Origin of the sequence: Paenibacillus dauci (assembly GCF_000971985.1) — a bacterium.
Taxonomy (GTDB): Bacteria; Bacillota; Bacilli; order Paenibacillales; family Paenibacillaceae; genus Saccharibacillus; species Saccharibacillus dauci.
This window is the reverse complement of sequence record NZ_KQ040799.1, coordinates 271,775-293,891: the sequence shown is the minus strand read 5'-3', so window position 1 is coordinate 293,891 and position 22,117 is coordinate 271,775. Positions and strand designations below refer to the sequence as shown.

Here is a 22,117-nt window from a genome sequence, read left to right as displayed (position 1 = left end):
GAATAATCTATCGCAGCAGGATTGTTGATTTCATACGTATGGATCAAGGGTTACTTTACAGTTCGGTATCCGTTGTGCAGCTGATTTTGCTGGATAACGGACTGGACTGGATAGATAGATGCTAACCGTAATTATTCAAAATTAAAGCACAGACACCAATTCTAATTGGCAGATTGTATACCGATCATTGGATGGTCCAGCAACAAAGCCCGAATGGGCTTTTATTTAACATGAAAATGTACCCCCAGGGGGTATTTTAAAAATAAACTATGATCCAATGCTTCATTAAGAATGAATCGAAATGATTACAGACAGGAGGTTACGCTATGAACACTTCTCCCAAATCTACTACTGAAGCACCGGAGCAGGTTCCCTTACCATCGTCGGCAGCGGCTTCCGGCAGCGCTACACGTCAATTGCAACTGCAAATAGGCGGCATGACCTGTGCAGCTTGCTCGGCACGGATCGAAAAGGGACTGCGCCGGCTCGAAGGCGTACAGGAAGCCAATGTGAATCTGGCACTGGAACGTGCCTCTGTTATTTACGATCCTGCACAGATCGATGGAGCAGCAGTGGAACGCAAGATCGAGCAGCTGGGTTATCAGCCGCTCAAGGAGACTGCCGATCTTGATATTATTGGCATGACCTGTGCCGCCTGCGCGACCCGTATTGAAAAAGGAATCCGGCGCATGGATGGCATTTCGGAGGTTAATGTGAATCTGGCACTGGAAACTGCACGGGTACAATATAATCCCGGCAGTGTAACGCTGGATGAGATTACATGCAAAGTCGAAAAGCTTGGCTACAAAGCCCAGCTCAAGCGGGAAGAGGGCATCGAGCAGCGGCGTGAACGCGAAGCGGTTATGCGCAAGTGGAAACTGATCATAGCTGCAGTATTGTCCTTGCCGCTGCTATGGGCGATGCTGGGTCATTTTAGTATTACGTCATGGATTAGTACACCTTCCATTCTGATGAATCCATGGTTCCAGCTGATTCTGGCTACACCAGTACAATTCATTATCGGCTGGCAGTTCTATGTGGGAGCTTACAAAGCACTTCGCAGCGGCAGTGCCAATATGGACGTGCTGGTTGCGCTGGGTACGTCAGCGGCTTATTTTTATAGCCTGTTTCTGATTATCCGTTCCGTATTTGTACCGGGAACCCAGGTGGAGCTTTATTTTGAAGTCAGCTCGATTCTGGTCACCCTGATTCTGCTGGGCAAATGGTTTGAACATCGTGCCAAAGGCCGCTCATCCGAAGCGATTCGCAGTCTGATGAATCTGCGTGCCCAGATGGCAAGAGTCGAGCGGGAAGGCCAGGAGCTGGAGATTCCAATAGACGATGTACGGATAGATGATATTGTAATCGTCAAACCGGGCGAGAAAATCCCTGTAGATGGCGAAGTAGTGGAAGGACAATCTTCGGTCGATGAGTCGATGCTCACCGGTGAGAGTCTGCCAGTGGAGAAGACAATCGGTGATGCCGTGATTGGAGCCACGATTAATCAGAATGGCCGGTTGCGCTTTCGGGTGAGCCGGATTGGACAGAATACAGCGCTCGCGCGGATTATCCGTGTAGTGGAAGAAGCACAGGTATCCAAAGCCCCTATTCAGCGGATGGCGGATGTGATCTCGGGTATATTTGTACCGATCGTAGTAGGGATTGCGCTGCTGACTTTTGGAATATGGTATTTGTGGCTGGAACCGGGCAACTTTAGCAGTGCTCTGGAAAAAGCAATCGCGGTACTCGTTATTGCGTGCCCATGTGCGCTGGGTCTGGCTACACCGACATCCATTATGGCTGGATCGGGCCGAGCTGCGGAATACGGCATCCTGTTCAAAGGCGGCGAACATCTGGAAGCGGCCCACAAAGTGAATACCGTGGTACTGGACAAAACCGGCACAATTACACGCGGTGAGCCTGTATTAACCGATATTCATTTTGTACCGGGAACTTTGGGAATCACCGAACAGATCTGGCTGCAGCATGTAGCCAGTGCAGAAGCGGCTTCTGAACATCCGCTGGCCCGTGCGATTGTGCAGGGGCTACAGGAGCGGCATATTACGTCTGCATCTGTAGATTCGTTTGAAAATATACCGGGCAAGGGTATCCGAGCAGTTATGGACGGACAGCAGCTGCTGATTGGTACACGTCTGCTGCTGCAGGAAGCCGGTATCTCTGGCGGAGATATGGAGCAAGAAGTGCAGCAGGTCGAGAGTGAAGGCAAGACCGTAATGCTGACAGCGGTAAATGGGCAATATACCGGCTGGTTGGCAGTAGCCGATACGGTCAAAGAAACATCCAAAGAAGCAATACAGCGCCTGCAACAGATGGGTATGGAAGTCATTATGATTACCGGTGACAATGAACGCACTGCGCAGGCCATCGGTCAGCAGACCGGAGTGGATCGTATTCTGGCAGGTGTACTGCCGGAAGGCAAGGCAGCCGAGATCAAGCGTCTGCAGCAGGAAGGACGCATCGTCGCCATGGTCGGAGACGGTATTAATGATGCCCCTGCCCTGGCAACTGCCGATACTGGTATCGCAATCGGCACAGGTACTGATGTAGCTATGGAAGCGGCGGATGTAACGCTGATGCGCGGGGATCTGAATGGTATCGCCGACGCAATCATGATCAGCCGCCGCACGATTCGTAATATCCGTCAGAATCTGTTCTGGGCTCTTGCCTATAATGTCATTGGTATTCCGATTGCGGCATCCGGTCTGCTGGCACCATGGCTGGCAGGAGCAGCGATGGCATTCAGCTCGGTGTCGGTCGTACTGAATGCGCTGCGTTTGCAGCGTATCAAGCTGCAAAAGGTACAGCCGAATACTGGGAAATAAGGTATACTATACTCCTAAAGACAGCCCGATTGGAGCTGTAACTAAGACATTTGATATAGTCTTTTGGGAGGGTATTATGAACGGAAATGATTTTGGTCCTGTGGGCGAGCCACACCAGAGGCCGCCGGGGTATCGATCATCTCCAGGTGGATATGATCCATTGCATCGTCCGGATCAGCAGCCCGGACGGGATCGGTTTGTACTGGCATTAACCTCGTTTATTCTGAGTATTGTCGGTCTGATCAGCATGACGTCAGTTACTTTTGCACTGATTTTGTTGATTGTTGGTAATGCAGAATTTGGTGTGATGCCTGTACTGAGTATGATTGGATTGATCGTGTCTTTTGTCATTATTATATTGTCGCTCGTATTCTCGATTTTGTCCCTTCGTTCATCACGAGGACGTGGATTCGCTATTGCCAGTCTGACGATTGGACTGTTGCAGATCGTTAGCTGGGCCGGATTTTTCGGATTGATGTTCTGGATAGATTCGATATCATAATCCCGGCAGGAGATGGTGGAAAGGTAGGGCGGCGTACGATGCCTATTCCGAACAGGATGAGGGTAATCATCGATGCATCGTCTGCTTCATTGAATCCTGTGCGTGGTTAAAATACGATCAGATGATATAGACAGGAGTGTAATTGAACTGTGAATGATACGATTAATCTTTTGATGAGTCACCGCTCTATTCGGAGTTATAAGCCGGACCCGGTTACCGATGAGCAGTTGGAGACAATTATTGTTGCCGGCCAGATGGCTTCCAGCTCCAGTAATGTACAGGCATACAGTGTAATTGCTATTCGTGATCCAAAGCGCAAGGCACGTCTGGCTGAGCTCGCTGGCAACCAGCGTTATATCGTGGAATGCCCGGTGTTCCTCGTCTGGTGTGCGGATCTGTATCGTCTGGAAAAGGCAGTGCAGCAGCATGCTCCGCAGGAAGAATCATATACGGATGCAGTCGAGAACTTTATCGTAGCGACGGCGGATGTGACGCTGGCTGCCCAGAATGCAGCCATAGCTGCCGAATCGATGGGAATGGGTATCGTCTATATCGGTGGAGTCCGTAACGAGATCGAAGAAGTCTCACAGTTGCTTGGTCTTCCGGACCGGGTCTATCCGGTATATGGTATGTGTGTAGGTTATCCGAATCAGGAGCCTGGACTGCGCCCACGCCTGCCGCTCAAAGCCGTATTGCATCATGAGTCTTATGATACAGTGACGACAGAGCAGACGGTCGCCGAGTACGATGAACAGATGGCAAATTATTTGTCAGCCCGTACAGCCGGCGCCAAGAGTACGCCATGGTCTGCACTGATGGCCCAGAAGTTCACTACTGCTTCCCGAATGCAGCTCAAGGATTTTCTGGAGAGAAAAGGCTTTAATAAACGCTAAGCGGATCAGTTGCCAGACCGGACAGATAATGGATCGGCAAATGTATATCAGATCAGATAGTATATCAGTATTACAGGTTACCGCTATATCAGCAGCTGCCAGAATAGTCATTTATTCCTTTGCGGAATATCGCTACTGTTCTGGCAGCTTTTTGGTTTATTTCTGATGAAATGGCAAGAATATGCGACTTTAAGCAGGCAGAGCATGTATATACTAATAAGGTATACTTCTATACAAGTGAATGGTTATACGAAGATCCTGCGAATACATAACACTTGATTCATGGAGGAGGAATATGATGTCATTTACCGGAGCAGAAATGAGACCTCTTCATCCGGACTGGAAATCGGCAGAGCGGCAGGGTGCGGTCATCGGATACGGAATTTTCTTGCTGATTCTGGCTGCGATTGCGCTGCTGCCTGGTTGGTTGGGCTGGTTCGAGATGCCGTGGTGGCTCAAGACGGGGCTGATTGGGCTCGGTGTGTTGCTGTTTGTGTTCTATGTAATTGTAGCCCCGGCTGTACGGTATAATCGCTTTCGGTTTGCCGTATCGGATGAAGAGTTGGAGATACATAACGGACTGTTTTTTATTAGTGAGACACTGGTTCCCATGAGCAAGGTACAGCATGTGGAGCTGGAGATTGGACCGATTCTGCGCCGATATCATCTCGCCGAAGTCCATATTGTTACAGCAGCAACCACGCATACGATCGGTGGCGTGAAGCTGGAGGAAGCCGAGCAGCTCAAACAGCGTATCGGCCGTCTGGCCAGGAGGATAGACGAATGAGCCGGCAGCTGCACCGAATGCACCCGTTGTATGTGGCTTTTGCAATACTGCGTACTATCAAAAATCTGGCGTTTCTGCTGATCCTGGCAGTTGTACGTATTCTGAGCGGAGATGGTCTGTCTGCTTCCGTCTATTGGACGCTCGGTGGATTCGTACTACTACTTGTGCTGAGCAGTTTGTATCATCTGGGTACATGGCGCCGATTTACCTACCACGCGGAAGAGGACCGTTTTGTGATCCAGAGCGGACTGCTCCAGCGCAGGGAGAAAGCGATCTATTATTCACGCATTCACTCGGTCAGTATTGAGCAGCCGCTGATCCAGCGCTTGCTTGGCGTAGTACAGCTCAAAATCGAGACGCCGGGAGGTAGCTCGGATGGAGATGCAGTACTCGAGGTGTTATCCGCTGCCGAAGCAGAACGTCTACAGCAGGTGCTGGAGCAGGCAGTTGTAGCTGTTGATCGGGAAGCTGGATCTTTACCCAATGATGCAGCGGTGGAGCAAGCCGGATGTCCGGTACAGGATCTGGAAAAGGATCAAGCTTCGGATCGGGAACAGTCGTACTCTTCGGGAGAGAATTATCCCTATTCGGACGAAAAGAGACAGACAGATGAATCAGCAGACCCTTCTACCGATTCATCTGCTGGCCGTAGATCTGTATCATCAGCAGGTCGACTCACTGCACCAGCCGGCTCTTCGCCAGTCACAGCACAGCTGCTCTACCGACTGACCACACCCCAGCTACTGCGGGCAGCACTGACCGAGCTTAATCTGGGATTGGGACTGGCCTTTATAGCAGGGATATACTCCTTTGCAGGAGATATATTGCCTGGTGGCCTGCTAAACCAGCTAATGGATAATGCCAGAGGGTATATTACCGGCATTCAGGCGCTGCTCGGTGCCGTACTGATCGGTCTGATATTCGCCTGGTTGCTATCACTGGTGCTGTTTATCGTCAAGTATGCCGGATTCTCTGTCTATCGTAGCGGAGAAAGATTGTCTGTCCGTTATGGATTGCTGGAACGAAGACAATTCGTTTTTCATCCCAAGCATGTACAGGCAGTAACGGTCAAGGAAAGTCTGATTCGCCGCTGGCTCGGCTTTGCCCAGATCCAGCTGCATGTGGTCTCTTCAGGGAAAGATGCCAAAGTGCCCGTACTGCATCCTTTTATCCGCAGCAGCGAAGTGCAGGGTCTGCTGGACTCGATGGTCCCTGGATTTCTGTACCGGGCTCCTGTCTATCGGTCGCCATCGCGGGCGCTGTGGGCATATGTATGGCCAAGTCTTCTGATCAGCGGCATACTCGCTGCGGTCGGAACGTATTTTCTGTCGGGGTACGGTCTAATGATCGGCATTCTATTGGCTGCCATTTTGCTGATACTGGATTATGGCAGGTATCGCCGTTCCGGTGCCTTACTGGATGGAGAACGTCTGATACTGGTGAACCGGTATGTCTCCCATTCGACGCACTGTATATTATGGAAGCATATCGAAGCATTCCGTTTCACGGGCAGCCGGCTGCAGCGCAGACAGGATCTGCTCAGCCTCCACCTGTATATAGCAGCGGGACACGCTACGTTTCAGACGAATCGGCTGGATCGCCTGGATGCCGATCAGGTAAGCCGCTGGTACAGCCGCACTCGCCGGGCAGCAGGACATGAATAATAGAATAGACAAGCAGCTTGGCATACGCGTGATTGCATTTCGCTTTTATGGAAGGGTGTAAGGTATAATATTTTTCGTGTTCACAAAAAGGCTGCGATTCCTCATTCTCGGGAATCGCAGCCTTTTTTATTGATCAGCAACTGTCTCTTATTGAAAATAAATCTGCTGCCTTTTGCATTCATCTGTTCGATAGCTACATATAACCGTGCTTCCTTACTGCTGATGATTCAGCAGTCTGCTGCTTGGTGGCAGGAACAGGGCGACCAGCAGATTCACTACAGCGACTGCCAGCATGAGGATAAATACATAATGAATACCAAGCGCCAGCTCACTGGCAGTATTGTGGGTCACAATCGCATTGAACACCAGTCCAAATACGGCGACGCTTACTGTCTGTCCGAGCGAGTTCATCAGCGTATTGGTCGATGTCGCCACACTGCGCATCTGGAAGCCTACCGCTCCCTGGATAATGACCATCGACGGAGTGACAATACAACCCATCCCGAAGCCGATCAGTACCAGCGAAGCGACAATAATCAGATAAGGCGAGTCCGAACTCATGATGGCCACCAGCAGACTGCCAGCCACTGCCAGCACCGAACCGAAAATGATCAGTGCTTTGGCACCGAGCTTGTACATCAGTCGTCCCGACAGAGTGGAGGCGACTGGCCAGGCAATCGACATCGGCATTAATGCCAGTCCGGCAAAAGTAGCGCTATATCCCGATACATCCTGCAGCCACAGTGCACAGTATACCGTTACCCCCATCACTGTCCAGCGGGTCGTAAAGGCCAGAATATAAGGCACGGTCAATACACTGGTACGGAACAGGGACAGTGGCAGCATCGGCTCCTCTGCCCGCTTTTCAATACGGAGGAACAATGCCATGAAGATGACAGTGACAATAAATAATCCGATAATAATCGGGGATGTCCATGTGTACTCCTCGCCACCGGTGAGCAGTGCCAGCAGAAGTGCGGTCATACCGATCGTAAAGGTAAGAGCACCCGCATAATCAATAGACTTTTGTTTTTTCTCAAAGGATTCATGATAGTACATAAAAATAAACAATACCGCGATAATACCGACCGGCAGATTAATAAAGAAAATCCAGCGCCATGAGATATAGTCGACAAAGTAACCGCCCACAAGCGGTCCGAACAAGCCGGCAATCGACCAGACCGAGGAGAAAATCCCCTGTACTTTGGCACGTTCCTTGCCTGGATACAGATCGCCGACAATGGTAAAGGTAACCGGTGTCAGCGCACCTGCACCAATTCCCTGCAGTGCCCGGTACCAGATCAGCTCGGTCATGGAACCAGCGAATCCGCATAGTACCGAACCCACGATAAACAGGCCGAGTCCGATTGCGAATACCGACTTGCGTCCGTACAGATCCCCCAGCTTGCCAAAGATGGGAGTAGCAATACAAGTGGTTAATGTATAAATGGAGAAGATCCAGCTGATCAGGCTAAGACCGCCCAGTGAATCGATAATGCGTGGTGAAGCCGTGCTGACAACCGTGGAATCCAGTGCACCGATAAAAAGTGCAGCCAGTAATCCGACCGTTACCATTGCCCGGTTGGTTTGCTTGGACATAGAGTTTGATTCCTTCCTCCTGCTTGATTTTTCATTGTAATGTCTATACTTGCTGTCTATTCGTATGTACGGGATTATCCGTAATGGATACCATTACACCCTTTACATGGTCATGAAGCATTCCAAATCGTATACCGGAACAAAGATAGGCGTCAAGCAAAAACCATTACAATTCATCTAACAATGTCCAATCGGAAGGGGATATTCCACACCTGATATTGCTGGCTAATCTTTTATTTTACTTTCGTAAGCTAAATACGATCTGCTATTAAATGAAAATAAGTCCAAGTTTCTACAGACAAAGTACCAATGTTCACGTATCATTGAGAGTATACTCAGCCAGCTTTTCTGCTATAATCTTGCCTACATCATGAGAGAGGAAGAATGCAATATTTATGAATTATAAATACCAACAGATTATCGGATTTAGCTTTATGCTGATGCTGGCAATTCTATTCATTATTATAGAAGGTTTCTTTTTACAATATACGCTTATGTCCGAACGATGGGTACTGACCGGTATACTGGCTTTTCTGCTGCTGCTGTCAGGCATCGGAATTACGATCTGGACCTTGCGCCGTACAACCGGACGACTCAAGCAGGTCACCCAGGTTATTAATGATGTGGATTTCGATAAAGTACAGGATATCCCGCGCCTCAAGGTAGAAGGCGGAGATGAAGTAGCGAATATCGCCGAGGCATTTAACAAAATGTCGATAGCTCTGGAAGAGCACACTCGCCAGGTACAGGAAGCTTCGGATCAGATGAAGGACAATAACTGGGTACAGACCCAGTTGGCACAGATCGGCAACGTATATCAGGGGATTAACAATACACCGGAGCTGGCGGAGAAATTGCTTGCCAGAATCGTTCCTTTGATGGAAGCTTCCTATGGATTGTTCTATTATGTGCATCCGGATACCAAGGGAGATCAGTTCCAGCTGGAATATTCGTACGGCGCTCATGGCAATATGACGGGAACCATCCATGAATTCGGACCGGGTCAGGGATTGATTGGACGTGCAGCCTTGGAACAGAAAACACAGCTGCTGACAGCAAATGAAGATTATCCGATCCGTATCCAGACCGGGTTGGGTCATATTGTGCCCCGGCAGATTGTGGTTACTCCGATTGTTTTTGAAGGACGTACGATAGCAGTACTGGAGCTTGGAGCAGCGATTGAATTCGCTCCACGTTACTGTCAGCTGATCGAGCAGATCTGTGTAGGCTTCGGAGCGATTATCAGCAATATCGAGAAGCGGATGCAGGTGGATGAACTGCTGCGCAATACCCGTATCCTGAATCAGGAGCTGCAGGCGCAGCAAGAAGAACTACAGACCCAGCAGGAGGAACTGCAGGTCCAACAGGAAGAATTGCAGGCGACCAATGAACAGCTGCGGGAACGTACGAATTTTGCGGAGACCAAAGCGCATGAACTGGAAACTACTCGTCAGGAACTGGAATTGTACGCCGAACAGCTTAAGCTCAGCTCCAGCTACAAAACGGAATTTCTCGCGAATATGTCTCATGAACTGCGTACACCGATGAATAGTATTCTGATTCTGTCCCAGCTGGTGGCCGAGAGCACTCCACGGGATCACGAAGACGAAATGCCGGGATATGGTCATATTATTCACCGATCGGCTCAGGATCTGCTGGCATTGATCGATGATATTCTGGACCTGTCCAAGGTGGAGGCAGGCATGGTAGAGGTGCAGCGGGAGCTGATCTCCATCCATGATATTCCGGAAGTAATGGGCTACAACTTTAACAAGCTGGCCGAGCAGAAGAATCTGCAATTCTGGACCGAAGTGGATACCGATGCACCGCCAACCTTTTACACCGATGGCAAAAGACTGCAGCAGATTCTCAAAAATCTGCTTTCCAATGCGTTCAAGTTTACGAGTGAGGGCAAGATCAACTTGCGGATTGCTCCGGCAGAGAAAGTTCCGCTGCCTGCAGGTTACAGCCTGCCGGAGAAGGCAGATCATATGCTCGCCATCTCGGTAAAAGATACCGGGATCGGTATTGCGCCGGACAAGCAGCAGGTGGTTTTTGAAGCTTTCCGTCAGGCGGAGGGGGCCCGGACTGACCGTGACTATGGCGGGACCGGACTGGGGTTATCGATCTGCCGCGAATTCTCAAGGCTGCTGGGCGGTTTTATTACGGTAGAGAGTGAGGTAGGCCGCGGAAGTACATTTACCCTGTACATTCCTTCACTGCCGGAAGACTTTGCACCGGACAGTCCAGAGACTGCTTTATCGGTTCCCGCCGGTCTGCCGGAAGAACTGGACATGCTCAAAGGCAAAAAAATCCTGGTGGTGGATGATGATTTCCGTAATATCTTTGCACTAGAAGGTGCTCTCAAATCCAAAGGCATGAACGTAATGAGTGCCTATAACGGCAAGGAAGCACTGGAAATGCTGGAGCAGGGTCAGCCGGATCTGGTCCTGATGGATATTATGATGCCTGTAATGGATGGATATGTGACGATGGAGAATATCCGCCGACAGTCACAGTGGGCAGAATTGCCGATTATTGCACTAACTGCCAAAGCGATGAAGGATGATCGTCAGCGCTGTCTTCAAGCCGGAGCATCCGATTATCTCAGCAAACCGCTGCAGATGGAGCAGTTGTTCTCTATGCTGCTCGTATGGCTGAGTCCTGCAGCATCCGTCAAAAGTGATGATTACAAAGCCTGATATCGTTTCATTCAGCTATTTGCAGTGATTAATAGGTATACTCATTCTTATCAGCACATGATACAAGTCAAATAATAAGTAAAAGATTTGCGAGTACAGGTTGTCGTCAACTGTACCGCAAGCTTCGGTACACTCTAATGATTTGATCGCATGACTGCCGATACAATAATAAAAGCCTGATCTGGCTGAAGAAGGATTACCTTCCTGCCGATCAGGCTTTTTGTTATTGTAAGTTTTCTACTATATTGAGAAGGAATCCATATCACCCGTTAAGTTGATAAAAAGCACAGGTATTGGCATACAGAATCTGCCGGGCTTCGTACTCGCTCAGCCCTTGAATTACAGCCCATTCCCGGCAGACATCTGCAGTCATACGAGGATGAGTGGACTGCCCGGTAAATGGACCTTCAAAAGGCCATGGCCCATCTGTCTCCGCCATAACCAACTCACGGGGATACACAGCAGCAAGCTCACGGATTTCCGGCTCATAGACAATATCCGGCGTGAACGAAATGTGGTATCCTTGGCGCGCCATCCGCTCGACAGTTACTGCGGAACCCTTGAACCAGTGGAAATGTGCCCGCCGGATTCGATAATCCTCCAGCAATTGGCATACCGTATCGGCATCCTCGTAGACAGCATGGAGTATAACCGGCTTGTCATGCTTGGCGGCAAGCTGCAAATACTGTTCCAGCAGCTGAATATATCCGGCTTCATCCAGTTTCTCTCCACGCTCAGCCAGCTCCTGGCGCAGATAGTAAGGCAGTCCGATCTCGCCTACAGCTACCAACTGGTTCATCCGTGATTCTATCCATTCGAGCAGCTCGCTGGTCTGCTGCCGGGAAGGAAGAGGCTGCTCGGGATGATAGCCATAAGCAGGGTGTACCAGACCGGGATATTGCCGGGACAGCTGCTCGATCCGCTGGCAGGAATCCTTATTCATCGAGACTGCGATCACCGATTCGACCTGATGATCCGGCAGACTCTGCATCATCTGACGAATAGCATCATCTTCATATTGATCCAGATGAAAATGGCTGTCGATAGACGGGATAAAGGGTGATTCTTCCTGTAGTTTGGATACCGAAGCAGCAGAGACAGACGACGCTGAAGAATGCAGGGAATAGGGTTCGCTCATCATCCGTTCAGCTCCGCTCGCAGCGCTTCGGTCAGCTGTCTGCGCAGCGCGATGAATTCCGGCGTATCCACCAGCTCTTCACGCCGCGGTCTTGGAAAAGGAACAGGGACCTTTTGGATGACATGAGCCGGTCGGCTGGATAATACATAGATCGTATCGGACAGCAGCAGTGCTTCTTCGATATGATGCGTAATAAAAACGACCGATCGCCGGTTCTCTTCCCAGATGCGTAGCAGCCAGGCCTGCATCTCGCTACGGGTAAAAGCATCCAGTGCACTGAACGGCTCGTCCAGACAAAGCAGTGATTGCGGTCCGAGCAGTGCTCGCAAAAAGGCGACCCGCTGCTGCATACCGCCGGACAGCGTGCGTGGATAGGCACGAGCGAATCCGCCCAATCCTACCTTGTCCAGCCAGTTCCGGGCAAGAGCCAACGATTCCTGACGCGGCATACCGGCAGTCTCGCGGGCGAGGATCACATTCTTTTCGATCGTACGCCAGGGTAGCAGAGCGGGCTGCTGCGGCATATAACCGGCTTTGCCCTGCAGTCCGTTAATCCGCTGATTCTGCAGTATAATATCCCCCTGATCCGGCAGCATCACTCCGCCGATCATCTGCAGCAAGGTACTTTTCCCTGAACCGGAAGGACCGATCACGGATACAAATTCACCTTCATGTACGGTTAACGATATATTTTCCATGACCTGCAGCTGCTGCTTGCCCTGTGCAAAAGATTTACTGATACCGCGCAGTTCCAGGAATGGACGGGGATTCCCGTTTGCCTGGAGAGGAGTAGAAGAGGCATCTACCTCTGGTTCAACCAGGATAGATGCGGCAGGATGAATAGGATCAGACACGGTCGATTCCTCCTTTGGGATGGGCAGTACTGTCATTCTGCCAGCGTATACACCATTTCTCCAGCAGCACAATCAACGAGAACATGATCAGGCTAAAAGCAATCACAATCATAATCGCGACAAACATACGGTCGGTACGAAAAGCAGACTGCTGAAGCAGCATATAATAACCAAGCCCTTCACTGCTGCTGATCCACTCGGCGATAATGGCACCCATAATGCTGTAGGTGGCGGCAATTTTGAGTCCCGAGAAGACAGCAGGCAGACTGTAAGGCAGCTCCAGCTTCCAGAAAATCTGTCCACGCGTGGCTCCGATCATCTGCATATAATTCATCATCACCCGGTCAGTGCCGGCGAGTCCGCCCAGTGCTGCCACCGTGATCGGGAAAAAGCAGACCAGTACGATCACAATCAGTTTGGACAGCAGCCCAAAACCGAACCAGATAATCAGCAGCGGTCCGAGTGCGATCAGCGGTATATTTTGACTCAAAATCAGCAGTGGGTATAGCGCCCGGCGCAGAAAAGGAATATAGTGCAGCACACCGGCAACGATCAGCCCGGTCGCCGCTCCAATGCCAAATCCGGATAGCGTCAATTTCAGGGTCGCCCACGTATGTCCGAGCAGACTGGTGTAACTTTTCTCTGCTTCCTGGGCGATACGCGCAGGACTTGGCAAAATCCAGTCTTCAATCTGGAAAAGGGAAGTGGCGAGCTGCCACAGGACCAGCAACAAAACGACCGCCCCAAAGGGCGGCCATATGCCTTTCCACCATGCTCTGATGGACATTAGCGGTATTTCTCCGTTAGTCCGTCCATGCTGATGCCGGATGGATTATGCGCGATTTTGATCTGGGAAATGATACTCGGGCTGCCCTTTTCCACCAGCGCCTCGTGCATCTTCTGTACAACTTCCAATAGCTGCGGAAGCTCGCCTTCCAGCGTCGTTTCCAGTGGATGTACTTCATATTTCAGTCCGGAAGCCTGGATAACTTCGATAGCGGCATCCACGTAATCATAGGAATTTTCATTGTTGGGTGTTTTGGGAATAACCTGAATGCTCAGTAGAGTAGTAGCCATAGTGATAACCTCCTGATAGATGTATTAGGTAGAAAATAGGATCGGTTGTGCGCAATAAATACAGGTACGAATCATAAAGACGAGCAGTGAACTGTCGATCATTTATCGGTTACGCCGGGAATAACTCGGAAGCTTACTTGGTACCGGCAGCCGGCAGATAATCGTTGGTGAATGCTTTGGAAGCGTCCAGTTTGGCATCCAGCAGACCCTGCTCATACATCCAGTCGGCATAACCTGACCAGATTTCCGGTTTTTGCATTCCCCACTGCTTGGCATCGTCCTGATATTTGGGAGACAGCCACTTCTGGCTTGCTTTGACCAGTTCGGGATCGAGATCCGGTACAGCCTTGATCAGAATATCAGCGGCTTTGTCCGGGTTGGCGATGGCATATTCATATCCTTTGGCTGTTGCCGACATAAAGGCCTTCACCAGCTCCGGGTCCTGCTGGATCTGTTTTTCGTTAGTTACAATAACAGGCGTATAGTAGTCCAGATTCGGCGAATAATCTTTTACATACATCATGTTCAGCGGTTCCCCGCGCAGCTCGGCTTCGACCCCGGTCCATCCGTAGAAGATCCAGGCAAAATCAATGCCTTTCTTGACCGCTGTAAAAAAGTCCGCATCTCCGATATTCACACTTTTGACCTTGCTGACATCACCGCCGTCGGTTGTCATGATTGATTTCATCACGGCTTCCTCGACCGGTGAGCCCCAGGCTCCGTAAGACTTGCCTTCCATATCCTTGGGCGTCTTGATATTACGGTCTACCGGTGAAGCAAAGCCCGAGCTGTTATGCTGAATCACGGCGGCTAGCGAGACGAGTGGTACACCCTGCACACGGGCCTGGGTAACACTTTCCTGATAGCTGATACCAAACGGAACTTTCCCGGAAGCAACCATTGTATCGGCGCCGCCCTGTCCCGGTGTAATAATCTCTACATTTAACCCGGCATCCTTGTAGTAACCCATTTGCTGGGCTACATAGAGACCGGTATGGTTCGTGTTCGGTGTCCAGTCCAGTACAACCTGTACATCCTTGAGGGCGCTACTGCTTGCTCCTTCGGCTCCCTGGCTGTTATCGGCCGGACTGCTGCTTCCTTTGCCTCCGCATCCTGCAGTGATGAGCAGCAGGCATACCGCCAGCAGCGGCAGAAGCTTGTTCCAGTGTCTGTTCATTTCTCTACCCCTTCTTCCTCTGTATATAAAAAAAGCGCCCCGGATCGGGACGACATAGGTGCATATCGTATGAGAACACATACAATGCTTGATTCGCTTCCTACGCTGGCATTATCCAGATCAGGTATTAAGGGTCTGTATTGATGGAATACACTCTCAGCCGGCTAGCCCAGCTCCCCCAGATCGTATGCGCTTTTTCTAGGTGTAATTATAGACGAGAGCCTGCCTGCTGTCCAGCAAGTGAGGCATCCGGGGAACAGGCAGGAGTACGGGGAAGGTTCAGTTTGCTGCTGACCGGGTAAGTATCCATACAGGCACTCAAAGTTAAGTACTATATAAAATTCAGCGCCCTGTTATCCAGGGTGTATTGAATAATCCAAGTCCATATTGCGGAAGGAGCTTGATCATGAGTCAAACATCAGTTGAACAATCTATCGTAAAAGCACTGGAAGAAAACCGTTTTTGTGCATTCGGCACAGTGGAGAATAATAAACCAAAGGTACGCTATATGGCGGTATATAATGAAGGTTTGAATATTCATCTGGCGACAGACCGCAAAACGCAAAAAGTGGATGAGCTCGAGCAAAATCCTCATTGCTATCTGTTGCTCGGTTACGAAAAAGGCGGCAATAATGAAGTGGTTGAGATTGAAGCAACCTGCGCGGTATCGACCAATGATGAGCTGAAACAGCGTGTATGGAAAGATGAATTCAAAAACTGGTTCTCCGGACCGGATGATCCCGACTATGTAGTACTGGATATTACTCCACAAACAATTGAATATACCGACAAAGAAGGTCAAAAACAGACCTGGAATGCTTAATAGCCTTTCTGATACGAATACGGCAACGATTCGTATAACAGGAAATTCAATATAGTGTAGTACGATCCGGTGACGAATTTTGTAAAATGCGCAGGCAAACTACAGAATTCGACACCGGATTTTTTGTCATTTTTTGTTTCCAATAAAAGGATAAAATAGGGACCGTAGGAACTTGATCAAGAGCATGATTTTAGGGTATAAACAATGTATTACTACAAATTTTATCTATTTCAAATATAAGGTAATGGCGAGAAGTGAAAGGGGTAATCTACAGGAGGTGCTTTCCTTGGACCTGAAAAAGATCGAACAGCAGATTGAACAGGAACGCCGCATACTGAATCAGATGGCCGAAGAGCATGGGATTCGTGATCACCGGGTAATCGATCAATCCGAGCAGCTGGATCGAATTCTGGACTCTTATTTGCAGCATAAACACCGCAAAGGTGACCATACTGCAACAGGCTGGAGCTAATAAGGATATACAAAATCCTCTTTATCGGAACAAAGAGCAGTTAAACTGCAGCCAGGCAAAGCTGGATTTGGATAAAAAACCGCAAAAATAACTGACGTATATATGTAATATATGCGTCTTTTTTGTAACTATTTTTACAAAAATTTAAAAATTGGATCAAATATCCCTTCAAATATGTCAGTCTATAGTATAAAATTCTCTCATGCAGCTATATACTTCGCTCTTTTATGCGTCTGCACTCCTATATTCATTTTGTAATATGTAACTAGTAGCGCAAATCCGTATACAGATTTCATACCAGCTTTACATATTTTTTATACATAGGTGAGTGTAAGCGTTTATATTGAATGAATCAGAGAACGTATACGTGCTGAATATACTCGGGAGGGGTTTTAATTTTGAAACTGGGGAAAAAGACACTCAAGAAAACAGTAGCGGCGATTGCAGCGCTGCAGCTGTTTGGCATCACGGCTGTACCGGTATTTGCAGCGGATACGACTGCTGCTGCAGGTGCAACTGTTAAGCTTCGCCTCATGGAAACGACGGATATTCACACCAATATTATGAACTATGATTACTATTCGGATAAACCGACAGATGAGTATGGTTATGACAAGACAGCGACACTGATCCGGGCAGCTCGCGCAGAAGCTCCCAACAGCGTACTGGTGGATAACGGTGACCTGATTCAGGGTACACCGCTGGCTGACTATGTCGCCAAAGTGAAACCGCTTAAAGAAGGCGAAGTTCACCCGGTATACAAAGCTATGAACCAATTTGGCTACGATGTCGGTAACTTTGGGAACCATGAGTTCAACTATGGTCTCGATTTCCTGAAGACTGCGATCGAAGGAGCCAATTTCCCTTATATTAATGCCAACATCTATGTAGATGATGGTACAGGCAAAGGCGAGAAAAACTACTTTACCCCTTACAAGATCCTCGACAAGGAAGTAACCGATGAGCAGGGCGCCAAGCATACGATCAAAGTGGGCGTGATCGGCTTCGTACCACCGCAAATCATGCAGTGGGATAGTGCCAACCTGGCAGGTAAAGTAGTAGCCAAGGATATTATTGAAACCGCCAAAAAATTCGTTCCGCAAATGAAAGCGGAGGGAGCAGATATCATTATCGCTGTTCCGCACTCCGGTTTTGAAGATATTCCGCAAACCGAACTGATGGAGAATTCCGTACTGTATCTGAGCCAGGTGCCGGATATTGATGCGATCATGTTCGGTCATGCGCACAAAGTATTCCCGAGTGCTGACTTTGCAGGCAAAACAGGCGTTGATTTGGAAAAAGGTACGATCAATGGTGTACCTTCCGTAGAGCCTGGATTCTGGGGCGATCATCTCGGAATCATTGATCTGCAGCTGACCCAAAAAGGCGAGGATTGGGAAGTGACCGACTCCAAAGTCGAAGCACGTCCCATCTATGATGCCAAAGCCAAAAAAGCGCTGGTAGAAGCCGATCAGAGCGTTGTGGACGCTGTCTACCATGAGCACGAAGAGACACTGGAATATGTACGTGGCCCAGTAGGCAAGACGACTTCCCGTATTACTAGCTACTTTGCACTGGTACAGGATGATCCATCGATTCAGATCGTAACGAATGCACAGAAATGGTATCTGGAACAGAAGCTGCAGGGAACTGATTATGAGAAACTGCCTATTCTGTCTGCAGGTGCCCCATTCAAAGCAGGTGGACGCTCCGGCCCGAACTATTACACCGATATTGCAGCCGGCACGATTGCTATCAAAAACGTATCTGACCTGTATGTGTATCCAAATACGGTCTATGCGGTCAAAGTAAATGGCGCAGAAGTGAAAAACTGGCTGGAATGGTCCGCAGGACAATTCAACCAGATCGATCCATCCAAATCCGGCGATCAGCCACTGATCAATATGGATTTCCCGACGTATAACTTTGACGTGATCGATGGTGTAACGTATCAGATCGACGTGACTCAGCCGCAGAAATACGATGCCAAAGGCACCGTGGTTAATGAATCTGCCAACCGTATCGTTAATCTGCAGTACAACGGCAAGCCGATCGATCCAAAGCAGGAATTTATCGTAGCGACCAATAACTACCGTGCTTCCTCATCCAAGCTGGCAAACCCGGACGGCAAACGTATCGTTCTGGCTTCCCCGGATGAGAACCGTCAGGTCATTATCGATTATATCCGCGAGAACGGTACAATCAACCCGACAGCGGACAATAACTGGTCTCTGGCGCCTGTCAAAGGCAGTGCCAAAGTAACCTTTACCTCTTCACCAAAAGCACAGGATGCGCTGAAAGCAGCACCAGCTCTGGCTGCAGGCAGCACGAGTGAGCCGATTGCCTATGCAGGTGAAGGTACAGATGGATTTGCCAACTATACGATTGACCTGTCCAAAACAGCAGCACCTGCAGCAGGTACCAAGCCAGCGGCGCCTGCCACGGACAAACCGGCAAAACCAGTGAAACCAGCCAAACCAACAACGACCAAACCAGCACCAGCCAAACCTACTGCTCCTGCCAAGCCAGCGAAGCCGGTTAAGCCAGCTCCGGTAGCAGATGGAGATACGTACACGATCCAAAAAGGCGATAACCTTTATCGCATTAGTATCAAATACGGTGTGACTTGGCAGGAACTTGCCAAATACAACAAAATCACGGATCCTACTCGTCTGCAGGTAGGCGATGTATTGGAGATTCCAGCCAGCTAATCTTGTGAATACAGATTAATGACGATGACTCCATCAACCAAAAGACTGCCGGAATATTTCCGGCAGTCTTTTTTATCTATGCGTATGTATTAAATATGATCATTGTATCGGATAGACACGTTATGATAAAGATTTGCCATGTGATCATCCGAATCCTTTAATTATTTTTATATACGTCTAATATCCTGTTACAAAAGTACTATTATTGGGTATATAAACATATTGTATCATTCTAACGCACTATGCCGCTTGTTTAAATCACCTATTTTCTCCAATACAAAAATATCTTATCAAAACAGGTAAACTTCTCGGAAAGAGTAAAGAAATAGTATTACGATCCGGATTCTGCCAACCGATATATATAGGGATTAAAAACGTGAACACCCGCATATTGTATTTTAGTAACAGGGAGGACCACCATGAATTGTAGCGGATGCAGTTTTATTCAACCGATTGAAGATCAAGGTACGGTGTCTTTGCGCCCGCTTTCTCCTTCTCTTGAGCAGTTAATCAGACAGCAGGCATATGACATTTATATAGTAGAAGATATTGGTTCCATCTCATACTACTCCCGTGAGCAGATGCTGGATATTCTGCACTGGGTCAGAGAACTTCCGAGTGAGCAGGGCGATGATTTGTCGATCGGGATTCTGGGAGTCGATAATATTGGCGGTGAACCTTCATGGTTCCCTTTGTCGACGCTGATCACGCGCCTGCAGCATCATGATATCGTCGAGATTATCCGGCAAAAGCAGTTTACCAGCCATATGCAGCCGATTGTGGATGAGCAGGAGCAGATTATGGCGTATGAGTTTTTGCTGCGTCCGATTCCGGATGGTCCGGGATTTCAGCCGTATAAGCTATTCGAAGTAGCTCATCGTACCGGTCTGCATTCCTTTTTGGATCGTGCAGCGCGGATCTCGGCGATTGAGACCAGTGCACTTCATCTGCCAACCGGTGTGAAGCGGTTTATTAACTTTTTGCCATCATCGATCTATAATCCGCAGTACTGTCTCAGTCATACATTTGCAGCGATTGAGCGTCTGAAGCTGGATCCGCAGGATTTTGTATTTGAAGTGGTCGAGACCGAGAATATTATGGAAATGCCCAAGCTGCAGGATATCTTTAATGTGTATCGCAGTAACGGAATTAATGTGGCACTTGATGATGTAGGATCAGGGTATTCCCTTCCTGAATTGATCGGCAAGCTCAAGCCTGATTATGTCAAAATCGATCGTGGCCTAATCGACCGCTGTGACCAGGACGAACAAAAACAGCGAGATATCCGCAATATCGCCGAACGCACCTGGGATATTGGCAGTCATGTGCTGGCTGAAGGAATCGAGCGGCGCGAGGAATTCGACTTTTGTCGCAGTATTGGTATTAATCTGGCGCAGGGCTATCTGTTTGGCAAGCCGTCAGAGCGTCCGTTTGCCGTACTCTGATATTTAACCGTATATGTATGTACATCTGATTATCTATATGTAAAAAAAGAAGCCCCTAATTGCTTAGGGGCTTTTGTTTTATTCAGCGAGCGATAGCAGCTTATTGGTCCAACTTAAGCTTTCAAGCTTTTAAATTTCTCGTAAGCAGCCATGATCTTGTTATAGTCTTCGCTATCCTTGGCAAAGCCGGTCACATCACTTACTACAGAACCTACGCCCTCTGCCAGAATACGCGCCTGGAGTTCGGCAGACTGTGGATCGTTATTGTTGTCATACAGGAAGGCAGCTGCTGCACCCTGCAGCAGGTGATCACGGCCCAATCCCAGCTCGGCAGCCATATTGGCAGGACCGATCAGACGATCGGCAGGACCCAGCTTGCGCAGCGGCTCACGGCCGACACGGATGACTTCATCGCGGATATATGGGTTTTTGAAACGAGTCTCGATTTTATCGATATATTTGGCATGCTCGGCAGCGTCGAATTCGTATTTTTTCACCAGTGCTGCGCCGCTTTCTTCCATGGCAGGACGGGCGATTGAGCGTACGGACTCATCCTGGATACTCTGGTCGATCGTCTCGATTCCTTTCAGGAAGCCCAGATAGGCAGTGATTGCATGACCGGTATTCAGTGTGAACAGCTTGCGTTGTACATAAGCGACCAGATTGTCGGTCAGCTTCATGCCGTCGATCTCCGGAGTGCCGCCTTTGAGCTTCGGCTCTTCCACGATCCATTCATGGAATGCTTCTACGCCCACATCCAGCAGGTTCTCACCCTGGAAAGGAGGGACAATACGGTCTACAGAACAGTTGGCAAATCCTACATGCTCACGTGCATAGGCTTTGCCTTCTTCGGACAAATGGCTCTCTACCTGCTCCTGCAGATGGCTGGTTGCGCCAACCATATTCTCACAGGCGATCACATTCAGTGGACCTGCACCGGCAGCACGGCGGGCTTCAATCCCTTGGGCAATCGTAGGAGCGATGAACTTGAGCACATTCGGACCCACTGCAGTCGTAATAATCTCTGCGCTGGCGATTTCGTCAATGATTTCCGGTCCATTGGACATGCAGCCGGAGACGTTGGTAATCGTCTCTACGCTTTTCTCCAGGTCGAGGATATGGATCTGGTAGCTTTTTTTCTCATTCAGCTCCTGGATCATCTGTTCGTTGACATCTGCGAATACCACCTGATATCCGGCATTTGCCAGCAACGCTCCGATAAATCCGCGACCGATATTACCTGCACCAAACTGAATAGCTTTTTTCATAACTTGCACCTCCGTAAGTATGGGCTTGCTGCCGGTTTGCAGTAAGATTCAGATAGCCGGATATTGGCTTTCAATAATCATGGACAAAAAGGGCAGCAGCCGTAAATAGGTGCCCGTATACACATCGTCTACGGGCAGGAATATGGATAAACAGGTTAAATC

General features: G+C 49.1%; 17 protein-coding genes and 1 riboswitch. Of the genes, 10 read left to right on the top strand and 7 right to left on the bottom strand.

Annotated features, from left to right (window positions below; all coding sequences use genetic code 11):
- Positions 1 to 326: 326 nt before the first annotated feature.
- The 5 genes from WH46_RS04755 to WH46_RS04735 all read left to right on the top strand — a co-directional run bounded on the left by WH46_RS04755 (position 327) and on the right by WH46_RS04735 (position 6,689).
- A complete protein-coding gene (locus WH46_RS04755; RefSeq protein ID WP_046225901.1) occupies positions 327 to 2,843 on the top strand; it encodes a heavy metal translocating P-type ATPase in 2,517 nt (838 codons plus the stop codon).
- Between the two features lie 76 nt (positions 2,844 to 2,919).
- Positions 2,920 to 3,345: a hypothetical protein gene (locus WH46_RS04750; protein ID WP_046225900.1), complete on the top strand. Its 426-nt coding sequence runs from the start codon at positions 2,920 to 2,922 to the stop codon at positions 3,343 to 3,345.
- 149 nt (positions 3,346 to 3,494) lie between these two features.
- On the top strand, positions 3,495 to 4,238 hold the full coding sequence (nfsA, locus tag WH46_RS04745) for an oxygen-insensitive NADPH nitroreductase (protein WP_046225899.1): 744 nt from the start codon (positions 3,495 to 3,497) through the stop codon (positions 4,236 to 4,238).
- Between the two features lie 295 nt (positions 4,239 to 4,533).
- The gene (locus WH46_RS04740; RefSeq protein ID WP_231584290.1) at positions 4,534 to 5,025 is read left to right on the top strand and encodes a PH domain-containing protein; all 492 of its coding nucleotides are present in this window, start codon (positions 4,534 to 4,536) and stop codon (positions 5,023 to 5,025) included.
- Entirely contained in the window at positions 5,022 to 6,689 is a 1,668-nt protein-coding gene (locus WH46_RS04735; protein WP_046225898.1) for a PH domain-containing protein, read from the top strand. Before WH46_RS04740 ends, WH46_RS04735 begins: the two co-directional genes overlap by 4 nt.
- A 213-nt stretch (positions 6,690 to 6,902) precedes the next feature.
- Here the strand turns inward: WH46_RS04735 and WH46_RS04730 are convergent, their stop codons facing one another.
- Complete coding sequence (locus tag WH46_RS04730) at positions 6,903 to 8,288, bottom strand: MDR family MFS transporter (protein ID WP_046225897.1); 1,386 nt, start codon at positions 8,286 to 8,288, stop codon at positions 6,903 to 6,905.
- Positions 8,289 to 8,683: 395 nt separating this feature from the next.
- On the opposite strand from WH46_RS04730, the gene WH46_RS04725 reads away from it, so the two are divergent.
- Positions 8,684 to 10,990, top strand: a complete 2,307-nt coding sequence (locus WH46_RS04725) for a response regulator (RefSeq protein WP_052714117.1) — start codon at positions 8,684 to 8,686, stop codon at positions 10,988 to 10,990.
- A 262-nt stretch (positions 10,991 to 11,252) separates the two neighbouring features.
- Here the strand turns inward: WH46_RS04725 and WH46_RS04720 are convergent, their stop codons facing one another.
- From WH46_RS04720 to WH46_RS04700, 5 genes are all read right to left on the bottom strand, one after another.
- Positions 11,253 to 12,131: a TatD family hydrolase gene (locus tag WH46_RS04720; RefSeq protein WP_082208306.1), complete on the bottom strand. Its 879-nt coding sequence runs from the start codon at positions 12,129 to 12,131 to the stop codon at positions 11,253 to 11,255.
- Positions 12,128 to 12,982: an ABC transporter ATP-binding protein gene (locus WH46_RS04715; RefSeq protein ID WP_052714116.1), complete on the bottom strand. Its 855-nt coding sequence runs from the start codon at positions 12,980 to 12,982 to the stop codon at positions 12,128 to 12,130. Before WH46_RS04715 ends, WH46_RS04720 begins: the two co-directional genes overlap by 4 nt.
- Positions 12,975 to 13,769, bottom strand: coding sequence for an ABC transporter permease (locus tag WH46_RS04710; protein WP_017814051.1), 795 nt, complete (start codon positions 13,767 to 13,769; stop codon positions 12,975 to 12,977). The genes WH46_RS04715 and WH46_RS04710 overlap by 8 nt, the downstream gene beginning before the upstream one ends.
- Positions 13,769 to 14,059 carry an MTH1187 family thiamine-binding protein gene (locus tag WH46_RS04705; protein ID WP_017814052.1) on the bottom strand — a complete coding sequence of 97 codons (291 nt, stop codon included), beginning with the start codon at positions 14,057 to 14,059 and terminating at the stop codon, positions 13,769 to 13,771. Before WH46_RS04705 ends, WH46_RS04710 begins: the two co-directional genes overlap by 1 nt.
- 133 nt (positions 14,060 to 14,192) lie before the next feature.
- Positions 14,193 to 15,236, bottom strand: coding sequence for an ABC transporter substrate-binding protein (locus WH46_RS04700; RefSeq protein ID WP_046225896.1), 1,044 nt, complete (start codon positions 15,234 to 15,236; stop codon positions 14,193 to 14,195).
- Between the two features lie 79 nt (positions 15,237 to 15,315).
- A riboswitch (TPP riboswitch) is annotated at positions 15,316 to 15,426 on the bottom strand.
- Between the two features lie 216 nt (positions 15,427 to 15,642).
- Between WH46_RS04700 and WH46_RS04695 the strand changes: the two genes are divergently transcribed.
- From WH46_RS04695 to WH46_RS04680, 4 genes are all read left to right on the top strand, one after another.
- Positions 15,643 to 16,059 (top strand): pyridoxamine 5'-phosphate oxidase family protein, encoded by a 417-nt coding sequence (locus tag WH46_RS04695; RefSeq protein ID WP_046225895.1) that lies wholly within the window; start codon positions 15,643 to 15,645, stop codon positions 16,057 to 16,059.
- Between the two features lie 286 nt (positions 16,060 to 16,345).
- Positions 16,346 to 16,531 (top strand): aspartyl-phosphate phosphatase Spo0E family protein, encoded by a 186-nt coding sequence (locus tag WH46_RS04690; protein WP_017814055.1) that lies wholly within the window; start codon positions 16,346 to 16,348, stop codon positions 16,529 to 16,531.
- Between the two features lie 398 nt (positions 16,532 to 16,929).
- Complete coding sequence (locus WH46_RS04685) at positions 16,930 to 19,242, top strand: bifunctional 2',3'-cyclic-nucleotide 2'-phosphodiesterase/3'-nucleotidase (RefSeq protein WP_046225894.1); 2,313 nt, start codon at positions 16,930 to 16,932, stop codon at positions 19,240 to 19,242.
- Between the two features lie 419 nt (positions 19,243 to 19,661).
- Entirely contained in the window at positions 19,662 to 20,687 is a 1,026-nt protein-coding gene (locus tag WH46_RS04680; RefSeq protein WP_046225893.1) for an EAL domain-containing protein, read from the top strand.
- Positions 20,688 to 20,800: 113 nt separating this feature from the next.
- On the opposite strand, the gene WH46_RS04675 is transcribed toward WH46_RS04680, so the two are convergent.
- Positions 20,801 to 21,955, bottom strand: coding sequence for a mannitol-1-phosphate 5-dehydrogenase (locus WH46_RS04675; protein WP_046225892.1), 1,155 nt, complete (start codon positions 21,953 to 21,955; stop codon positions 20,801 to 20,803).
- Positions 21,956 to 22,117 lie beyond the last annotated feature (162 nt).

Bases quoted from the DNA above. Each gene is read 5' to 3' on its own strand.
- WH46_RS04755 (WP_046225901.1), top strand. From the start codon at position 327: ATGAACACTTCTCCCAAATCTACTACTGAAGCACCGGAGCAGGTTCCC.
- WH46_RS04700 (WP_046225896.1), bottom strand. From the start codon at position 15,236: ATGAACAGACACTGGAACAAGCTTCTGCCGCTGCTGGCGGTATGCCTG.
- WH46_RS04720 (WP_082208306.1), bottom strand. From the start codon at position 12,131: ATGATGAGCGAACCCTATTCCCTGCATTCTTCAGCGTCGTCTGTCTCT.
- WH46_RS04740 (WP_231584290.1), top strand. From the start codon at position 4,534: ATGATGTCATTTACCGGAGCAGAAATGAGACCTCTTCATCCGGACTGG.
- WH46_RS04710 (WP_017814051.1), bottom strand. From the start codon at position 13,769: ATGTCCATCAGAGCATGGTGGAAAGGCATATGGCCGCCCTTTGGGGCG.
- WH46_RS04750 (WP_046225900.1), top strand. From the start codon at position 2,920: ATGAACGGAAATGATTTTGGTCCTGTGGGCGAGCCACACCAGAGGCCG.
- WH46_RS04730 (WP_046225897.1), bottom strand. From the start codon at position 8,288: ATGTCCAAGCAAACCAACCGGGCAATGGTAACGGTCGGATTACTGGCT.
- WH46_RS04735 (WP_046225898.1), top strand. From the start codon at position 5,022: ATGAGCCGGCAGCTGCACCGAATGCACCCGTTGTATGTGGCTTTTGCA.
- WH46_RS04680 (WP_046225893.1), top strand. From the start codon at position 19,662: ATGAATTGTAGCGGATGCAGTTTTATTCAACCGATTGAAGATCAAGGT.
- WH46_RS04695 (WP_046225895.1), top strand. From the start codon at position 15,643: ATGAGTCAAACATCAGTTGAACAATCTATCGTAAAAGCACTGGAAGAA.
- WH46_RS04725 (WP_052714117.1), top strand. From the start codon at position 8,684: ATGAATTATAAATACCAACAGATTATCGGATTTAGCTTTATGCTGATG.
- WH46_RS04675 (WP_046225892.1), bottom strand. From the start codon at position 21,955: ATGAAAAAAGCTATTCAGTTTGGTGCAGGTAATATCGGTCGCGGATTT.
- WH46_RS04705 (WP_017814052.1), bottom strand. From the start codon at position 14,059: ATGGCTACTACTCTACTGAGCATTCAGGTTATTCCCAAAACACCCAAC.